Origin of the sequence: Anaerotignum sp. (assembly GCF_030625865.1) — a bacterium.
GTDB lineage: Bacteria > Bacillota > Clostridia > Lachnospirales > Anaerotignaceae > Chakrabartyella.
The window spans coordinates 1-5846 of sequence record NZ_DAOUQB010000071.1; the positions used below are offsets into that span (position 1 = coordinate 1).

Consider the following 5846-nt stretch of genomic DNA (forward strand, 5'->3'; position numbering starts at 1 on the left):
AAAACCACGCGTTAGACGCGTGGTTCAAAAAAGCCTACGGCGATGAGGCGAAAAAGGAACTCCCTTCGTTATAATAAAATTTGTAGTCCGCCAACTGCAAAGAATAAAATAACGAAGGGAGTTTTAATATGGGTCTTAACGACATAAATAGTTTATCCCATTCAAAGTGGAATTGCAAATATTACATAGTATTTGCACCTAAATATAGGAGAAAAATATTCTATTATGAAAAAAGAGAAGCAATAGGAAAGATTTTGAGAACGCTATGTGAGTGGAAAGGGGTGAAGATTATAAAGGTGGCTAAGTGCCCCGCGCCTTCTCGCATTTTTGCGGTAGGTTTCCAAACACTCGCCTCAGAACTGCTTTAGCAGCAGCCAGAGAAAAAGAAACGGTTGGCAAATCGTTCAATGCATTATGTTAAGCTCTAGTGGAATGATACTAACAAAATTTAATCTTGAATTGAAAATTCGCTGAAAATTGAAACAAATAAATTATCTTAAATAATGTATATAATAACATAAAAAGTTAAATTTATTTTGGAAAAAAAGTGATTAATTAATTTAAGAGAAAAGAAAAAAATATAAGCATTATGCTTGAAAAAATAATAGAAAATTTGCATTTAAATGAAGAAAAGACTCGTTATTATCAGAAAAATATGGCAATACGACAATTTTCGCTAAAATTTTTGTGTAATTTTATGGAATTTACACTTGATTTTGATGATTCATGGTAACTAAATAAGAGGTAAAGATTGACTCCAAATTTGCCTGATTTGTTCCTTGAATGAAATGAATCCATGTGCTATAATAAAAAATGTTAAGCGGGATAGCTGAAACTGATTGTTTTTGGTTAGGCTGTTTTGTAAAATTGTTGGTTTTATGGAAGATAATTTGTGGTTTTTTCCATAATATCCGTCTTTTTTAGCCGCTCAGGTGATATAATTATGTTAATCTAAAAAAGGATGTGAATCCAATGCACAAGGCAATTGGTTCCAAAAAAGATTTTAGCAACTTAAGTGAAGATGAGTTGTTAGCAGAGTACAATGAATGTGTGCGGGATATCATTGATAACGAAATGGTGAAAAAAATGGACTCTTGTGTGCAGCATTGCAATACAAGCAGACTGCAGCATAGTATCAACGTATCATATTACAGTTTTTTAGTTTGCTATCGCATGGGCTGGGATTATCGTTCTGCGGCTAGAGCAGGGCTTCTTCATGATTTATTTTTCTATGACTGGAGAACAAAAAAGGGGTTGCGTACCCATCATGCATCTTGGCATCCTAGGGTTGCTTTAGATAATGCTAGCAAAATTACAGAGCTGAATAAAGTTGAGAGAGACGCCATTCGTAAGCATATGTGGCCATGTACATTGATTCCCCCCAGATATATCGAATCATATGTGGTTACCTTTGTAGATAAGATTAGTGCTGTTTGCGAAGTTGCGGAGCGTAAATATAAAGGTTTCCGTGTTAGAAAAGTTGCTGTATCTTAAAGGAATTAAGAAAAAGCTTAAAGTAAATGATGACTTATTTAACGGTGATACCCACAGAGTTTGTGGCTATCACCGTTTTTTATGGCTGAATTTTTATAGAAATATTATTAAGGTGCAACTACGTGTTATAGAAAAGATAAGGTGAACAATAAATAATTCGTGCACTTTTATACAGCAGTACCTTGTGTTTAGAGGTAAAGTGATCCGATCCCAGAAAGATATGAACAATTTTAAAATCAAGAAAAATAAAAAAGACGAGAATTTTCTATGTTCTCGTCTTTTTTATTTTTCTGACTTTTATGACTTAGATAGGATATGAGCAAAATTAAAGATAAGTTCATCCAAGCACTTCTCTATGGTGGAGTTGTTTTCGCAGATTCCCTCTGCTGCGGCCATATAAAGAGGGAATCGTTCTTGATATAAATGAAGGGTTGCTTCGGCGTTGGGAGTCAAAGGCCTGCCATTTCCGCTTTCTAACAAAGGCACATCCCTTTTTATCCAAATGACACGGCCGTTTTGTTTTAAAGCATTAATATTTCCCTCATTTTTGATTACCCCTCCACCTGTTGAGATTACCAGACCGTTTTGTTGGGAATACTTGTGAACCATGGCTTTTTCTATGTTGCGAAAGGAGGTTTCTCCCATTTTAAAAAAGTAATCTTCAATAGGCATTTTGATCTCTTTTACAATTTCCGCATCAATATCAATAAAGGTTTTTCCAAGTCGTTCTGCAGCCAGATTGCCTAACGTGGTTTTACCGCATCCGCTCATACCAATAAGGACAAGGTTGCTACGATCCTCTAAAAGAGCAGAATACAACTTTTCATTTGCAGAAGCATCCAGTTTTTTGCCTAAGAATATTTCTACTGCACATTTTGCTTGTCCGATGAGCATTTCTAGGCCACCCACGGCAGTGATTCCTTTTGAAATTCCGCCCAACACAAATTTAGTCCTTAAAGGATTATATACAACGTCTACTACTGCTTCTAACTTTTCAAAAGGGCTAAGGTCAACGGGGGTACTATCGGTTTTTGGGTGCATCCCCACAGGTGTGGTATTGATAATAATTTGGGCATCCTGATGCTTTTCATAGCAGGTTTCATAGGAAATGGTTTCAGGATTTTCCTTATAATATACAGTAAGCACTTCTTTGGCACCCATATCTTTTACTACGGAGATACAAGCTTTTGCAGCCCCACCTCTTCCCAGGAGCAATACTTTTTTCCCTTTTGGATCAATTTTGTGTTTTACCAGCATATAATGAAAGCCGTCATAATCTGTATTGTAGCCATATAGCTTATTATTTCTATTCACAATTGTATTGACTGCGCCGATTGCCTCTGCTTTTGGATCGATACAATCCAAATATGGAATGACCATTTCTTTGTAAGGAATGGTCACATTGATGGCGTTGAAATCCTTTTGTGACATGAAGGTATGGAAGGCTTCTTTGGAGAGAGGGATTAAATTGTATGTATAATCTGCAAGCTGTTCATGTATGATTTTGGAAAAGCTATGTCCAAGTTTTTCTCCGATTAATCCGTATTTCATGGAATGCACCTCAAATCTTTTGGTTTTCTCCTATGGTAATACAGTAAATGAAATTATGCAACGTTTTTACAATGTTTCTTTTATGTAAAACTGTGTGACGGTGTTTTTTTGCGTTTTTTTGGTTCCATAATAAGCTATTATATTGAAAAAAAGAAGGATTCTAAAAAAATAATTTTAGCGAAGAAAGCTATGGTTTGCATCAGTTTATTGCCATAGATATTTATAAAAAAAGTTAGATTATTACACCATAAATTACCATGGATTCGTAAACTATTCTTAATGGTAATGGAGGGAAAAATGTGATAATATAGAAAAAAACGGTATGGTTGGTAAATTAATAGGAGAAAACAATGAAAAAGTGGTTGAGAAAAATTGGTGCAACAATGTTATCGGCATTTTTATTGATGGGCAGTACGAATTTAGAAACGGTTTATGCTGCTGACTCTAAGGATTTTTGTGGCGTATGGATTTCAACGGTATATAGTGCGGATTATCCTTCTGTACAAAACAATATAGAGGGCCAAAAGACGGAGTTTACCCAAAAATTGGATAAGTTGAAAGCCCTTGGAGTAAATGCTGTAGTGGTTCAGGTCAGACCGAAAGGAGACGCATTCTATGAATCGGAATTAAATCCTTGGAGTGCCGTTTTAACTGGTGTACAGGGAAAGGATCCAGGATATGACCCAATGGAGTTTATGATTGAGGAGGCACACAAAAGGGGAATGGAATTCCATGCATGGATGAACCCTTATCGTATTACCACTTCGGGAACGGATTTGGCGGCACTTTCTTCCAATAATATGGCAAGACAGCACCCCGATTGGATCATTACCTACAATGGTGCAATGTATTACGATCCTGCGAATGAACAGGTTAAGGAATATATTCGTGATACTGTTGGTGAGGTTGTGAAAAATTATAACGTAGATGCGATTCACTTTGATGATTATTTTTATCCATCGAACTATCCTTTATCTGAGGGGGAAACCAGAGACGGCGAAGAGGCGGATGCTCGTAGGGAAAATGTAAATGATATGGTTCGTATGGTTAGTCAAGAAATAAAAAAAATCAACCCCAAGGTACAATTTGGTATCAGCCCTTTAGGGATATGGAAGAATAACAGTTCCGATCCGTCCGGTTCTCAAACAAACGGGGGCGAAGGCTATTATTCCGTATATGGTGATGCAAAAGATTGGGTGGAAAACGGCTGGGTGGACTATATTGTACCACAGTTATACTGGGAAATAGGATATAGCTATGCTGATTATGAAACCCTTGTGAAATGGTGGAGTGATTTGGTAAAAAATACCGATGTTACTCTTTATATTGGACAGGGAATTTACAAAGACGTGGTGGCAAAGGAAATTACGCAGCAGCTAAAGTTGAATGAGGGCTATCAAGTTGATGGAAGCATTTTCTTTAGTGCAAGAGATTTATTTGATGATCGCCAGGGGGCAGCAACAGCATTAAAGAAGTATTATAATGGCGCTGAAACACCTGAAACCAATGAACCTGAAACTCCTATTGTAATAGAAAAGAAGAAGGCATTTGCAACCCGTTCGGCGATTACCGTAAATGCTATGCCTGTTTCCTTTGAAGTGTATACGATTAATGACTATACCTACTTTAAGCTAAGGGACATTGCTTATTCCATCAATGGTACGCAGAAACAGTTTAATACCGTTTGGAACGAAGAAGATGCTTCGATCAATCTGTTAACTGGATCAAGCTATTCCGGAACAACGGGTAATAGCACTACAGCTGAGGATACATCCGCAATAACCTCTACGGCAAAACTCTATCTAGACGGAGAAAAACAGAGTGTAAGTGCGTTTACCATTAACGATTATACTTACTACAAATTAAGAGATATTGCAAAGATTTTAGATATTGGTGTTACCTGGGATGAAAAAACTTCCACCATAGGCATTGATACAACAAAAGGTTACGAATAAAGATTTCTTGAACGGTACTTACCTATTTTGGTGAGTACCGTTTTTTGATAGTTGCCTTCCTTTTATAAAGGAAAAAGCTTGAGAATAATTTAAAATGCGCTATTTGAAACAAAGAAAAAAATGTAAGGTATTTTACAAAAATAATTACAAAAAAAGGTTTATTTTATGAGATACGGTAAGACTGAAAATAGGAAGAAAAATGATGAAAAAACAGCATGAAAAGGAAAAAATTTTGTAAACTTATTTTTGTTAGCACTCTTTACAAGTGAGTGCTAACAATGTATAATAAGCCCATAATAAGAAAAAAATGAAAAGAAGTAGTGTATTCTTTGTTTATTAGGAAGGTGGAATGGTTATGAACTTGCAAAAATTTACCCAAAAATCATTGGAAGCCATTCAAAATGCCCAGTCTATGGCTGTGGAATATGGAAACCCACAAATAGATCAACAGCATTTGCTGGCCACGTTATTAACTCAGGAGGATGGCTTGATTCCTCAACTTTTGCAAAAAATGGGCGTAAATGTGAACGGTGTTTTTCAGGCTACGGAGAATGAAATTAAGAAATTACCAAGGGTTTCCGGAGGACAGACATATCTTAGCTCTGAACTGGAAAAAACCATGGTTGCAGCAGAAAAACTTGCAGAAAACATGAAAGATGAATATGTTTCGGTAGAGCATATTTTTATGGCAATGATTAATGCTCCAAATAGTGGGTTGAAGCCCATTTTCAAGGAATATAATGTTACCAAAGATAGCTTTATGAAGATGCTGGTTTCTGTTAGAGGCAATACCCGTGTTACCAGCGACGCTCCTGAGGCAACCTATGATGCCTTAAAAAAATACGG

At 36.3% G+C, this 5846-nt stretch carries 4 protein-coding genes and 1 pseudogene; 4 read left to right on the forward strand and 1 reads right to left on the reverse strand.

Features of this window, described 5'->3' with window-relative positions:
- Nucleotides 1-128: 128 nt before the first annotated feature.
- A pseudogene (locus P9Q65_RS12875) lies at nt 129-308 on the forward strand (transposase); the annotation flags it as partial.
- A 664-nt stretch (nt 309-972) separates the two neighbouring features.
- Complete coding sequence (locus tag P9Q65_RS12880) at nt 973-1494, forward strand: hydrolase (protein WP_304509896.1); 522 nt, start codon at nt 973-975, stop codon at nt 1492-1494.
- A 297-nt stretch (nt 1495-1791) separates the two neighbouring features.
- Here the strand turns inward: P9Q65_RS12880 and P9Q65_RS12885 are convergent, their stop codons facing one another.
- A complete protein-coding gene (locus tag P9Q65_RS12885) occupies nt 1792-3045 on the reverse strand; it encodes a shikimate kinase (RefSeq protein WP_304509898.1) in 1254 nt (417 codons plus the stop codon).
- A gap of 350 nt (nt 3046-3395) precedes the next feature.
- On the opposite strand from P9Q65_RS12885, the gene P9Q65_RS12890 reads away from it, so the two are divergent.
- Together P9Q65_RS12890 and P9Q65_RS12895 are read left to right on the forward strand one after the other, a co-directional pair.
- A complete protein-coding gene (locus P9Q65_RS12890; RefSeq protein ID WP_304509899.1) occupies nt 3396-5000 on the forward strand; it encodes a family 10 glycosylhydrolase in 1605 nt (534 codons plus the stop codon).
- 355 nt (nt 5001-5355) lie between these two features.
- On the forward strand, nt 5356-5846 hold a 491-nt coding region (locus P9Q65_RS12895), incomplete at its 3' end, for a Clp protease N-terminal domain-containing protein (protein ID WP_304509900.1).